The following is a 3,107-nucleotide window of genomic DNA, read 5'->3' on the forward strand; positions in this document are numbered from 1 at the left end:
CCGCCGCTGGCCGGTGATCAGGTCTTCGTATTTGGCGCGGTCCCATCCGGGCACGACGCCGATCTCCCTGTGCTTGTGGATCGATGCGACGATGCCGGGCGCAATCGTGAAGCGCACACCAAGCTTTTCCGAGATCGGCACGACGATCAGCGCCTTGGCCTCTTTCGCAATCTGGTTGAGTAGGTATTCGCCGGCAGCGACGACCATGGCGGCCAGCAGCCCGCCGACAATGGCAATCCAGAAATGGCCGAATGTGAACCAGGCGAGCACAGCAATGACGGAGATCACGCCGGCGGCCCAACGGCACTGAACGGCGCGCTTAGCCGCCTTGATCCGGTCCGCTTCGCGCTCCTGCAGGGCAGGGCGGATCTGTGTCTCGAACACCTCCGCAAAGCTCTGGAACTCCGCCGGCATGTCCGCGAGGGCCTGCCGCAGCTCGGCTGCCGCCTCTGTCAGATGATCTGCCATTCCACCTCTTCCGCGCCAGTTTTCAACAGGGCCAGCTTAGGGTGTGTTGCCGCCCGTCGAAAGGGGCAGTCCGGAAAACCGGCTATTGGCCTTAGATATCCGCATAGACATGGCGCTCGCCCGCAAAGCCTGGATGCGTGACCGCGCCCTGGTGCGCGGGGCCGACCAGTTTCGCGAATTTCTGCAGCGCCCCGGACCCATACAGCGTCTCGCGCGGTGCCCATTCGCGCTTGCGATCTGCTATCTCGGCAGGCGTAAGGCGGACATCAATGGTGCCAGCCTCGGCGTCCATTGTGATAAGGTCGCCGTCACGGAGCAGGGCGATCGGTCCGCCGTCCTGCGCTTCCGGCCCGACATGGCCGACGCAGAAGCCGCGGGTTGCGCCGGAGAAGCGCCCATCGGTGATGAGCGCAACCTTGTCGCCCATGCCCTGACCATAGAGGGCAGCGGTGGTCGACAGCATCTCACGCATGCCGGGTCCGCCCTTGGGGCCTTCATAGCGAATGACCAGAACCTCCCCTTCCTTGTATTCGCGGTTGCTGACGGCCTTGAAGCAGGCTTCTTCGCCATCGAACACGCGGGCCGGGCCGGAGAATTTCAGGTTCTTCATGCCGGCGACCTTGACGATGGCCCCGTCCGGGGCGAGCGACCCCCATAGGCCGACAACGCCTCCGGTCGGGCTGAGCGGGTCGGACACAGGCCGGATGACTTTCTGGTCCGGGTTCCAGGTAACGTCCTCGAGATATTCTGCCCAGGTCTGGCCGGTCACGGTCATGCAATCGCCATGGATGAGACCCGCCTCATGCAGCGTCTTCATCAGCATCGGGACGCCGCCGGCCGCCCCGAAATCCTTGGCGACATAGTTTCCGCCAGGCTTCAAATCCGCGAGATAGGGCGTCTTCTTGAAGATTTCGGCAACGTCCGCGAGGTCGAACTGTACGCCGCACTCATGCGCCATCGCTGGCAGGTGCAGCGCCGCATTGGTCGAACCGCCCGTGGCCGCGACAACGATGGCGGCATTTTCGAAGGCTTTGCGGGTGCAGATATTGCGTGGACGGAGATTCTTTTCGATCAGGTCCATGACCGCCTTGCCGGAAGCGACGGCGTAGCCGTCCCGGTCCGTATACGGCGCGGGGAGCGCAGACGAGAGCGGCAGGGCAAGGCCAATTGCCTCGGAGACGCAGGCCATGGTGTTGGCCGTAAACTGGCCACCGCAAGCGCCGTCACCGGGGCAGGCGACTTTTTCGAGTGCTTCGAGCTTGGCACTCGTCATGTCGGTCGAGCCGGCTGCATGCGCGCCGACGGCTTCGAACACGTCAAGCACTGTGACATCCCGGCCCTCAAATGAGCCAGGCAGGATGGAGCCGCCATAGAGGAAAACGCTGGGCACGTTCAGGCGCAGCATCGCCATCATCATGCCGGGCAGAGACTTGTCGCATCCCGCGACGCCGACCAGCGCGTCATAGCCATGGCCGCGCATGGTGAGCTCCACCGAATCCGCAATCACTTCGCGGCTAACGAGGGACGAGCGCATGCCTTCATGGCCCATCGCGATGCCGTCCGTGACGGTGATGGTGCAGAATTCGCGCGGCGTGCCGTCCGCTGCCTTGACGCCTTCGGACGCCGCATGCGCCTGGCGCATCAGCGCCGTGTTGCAGGGCGCGGCCTCGTTCCAGCAGGACGCGACCCCTACGAAGGGTTTCTTGATGTCCTTGGTTGAGAGGCCCATCGCGTAATAATAGCTGCGATGCGGCGCACGCTCCGGGCCTTCGGTGACATGGCGGGAGGGCAGGCGGGATTTGTCCCAGGTCTTGGACATGACGGTATCCTTTGATTTTGCCACTCGCCCTAGCGCGCAAATTCCTTACCGCAAAGAGCCTTATTCGTCGCGATAAATGGCAACACTTGCCCCGGCGGGGCTGGATACGCCGCGGTACATGTCTTCGGAGTTGAACACGAAGCTGTAGGCGCCGTCGCCGCCGATGACGATCACACCGCCATCGCCGCCCAGAGCGGCGACCTCGGCCAGAGCCACCTCAGCCGCCGTGGTGATGTCCTCGCCCGCGAGTTTCACGCGGTCGCAAATCGTCTTGGCGACTCCGACGCGGATGAAGTATTCGCCGTGTCCGGTTGCCGAGACCGCGCAGACGCCGTTCTCGGCATAGGTTGCCGCGCCGATCAGCGGCGTGTCCCCGATGCGCCCGGCTGCCTTAGCGGTCATGCCGCCGGTGGTGGTGGCGGCCGCGATGTTGCCGTCACGGTCAATGGCGACGGCGCCGACGGTGCCGTGGCGGTCCGCGTCGCTGCGGGTGCGCTGCTCGAGCACGCGCTCGAGCGCCTCGCGGCGGCGATCGGTGTTGAAGTAGGTGTTATCGACGAGTTCCAGGCCTTGCGCCTCGGCAAAGGCATCCGCCCCAGCTCCGGCGAACATGACGTGCTCGGACTGTTCCATGACGGCCCGTGCCGCCCGGATCGGGTTCTTCACGCGTGTGACACCGGCGACCGCGCCTGCATCGCGGCGGCGCCCATCCATGATGGACGCGTCGAGTTCATGCGTGCCCGCGGCGGTGAACACGGCGCCTTTGCCGGCGTTGAATAGTGGGTCATCCTCCATGATCAGGACGGTCGCTTCAACTGCG

General features: G+C 64.6%; 3 protein-coding genes. All 3 read right to left on the minus strand.

Annotation, left to right across the window (positions count from 1 at the left end; all coding sequences use genetic code 11):
• Window positions 1-468: hypothetical protein (locus ACK4SV_RS16460; RefSeq protein WP_409918928.1), on the minus strand; the 468-nt coding region annotated here is incomplete at its 3' end.
• 91 nt (window positions 469-559) lie between these two features.
• Entirely contained in the window at window positions 560-2,287 is a 1,728-nt protein-coding gene (gene ilvD / locus ACK4SV_RS16465) for a dihydroxy-acid dehydratase (protein ID WP_409918929.1), read from the minus strand.
• Between the two features lie 60 nt (window positions 2,288-2,347).
• The coding region (locus tag ACK4SV_RS16470; RefSeq protein WP_409918930.1) for an isoaspartyl peptidase/L-asparaginase family protein at window positions 2,348-3,107 on the minus strand (760 nt) is incomplete at its 5' end.

It is taken from the genome of Hyphomonas sp. (assembly GCF_046313735.1).
Taxonomy (GTDB): Bacteria; Pseudomonadota; Alphaproteobacteria; order Caulobacterales; family Hyphomonadaceae; genus Hyphomonas.

Excerpts from the sequence above, each read along its gene's own strand:
- ilvD (WP_409918929.1), bottom strand. The coding sequence starts at position 2,287 with ATGTCCAAGACCTGGGACAAATCCCGCCTGCCCTCCCGCCATGTCACC.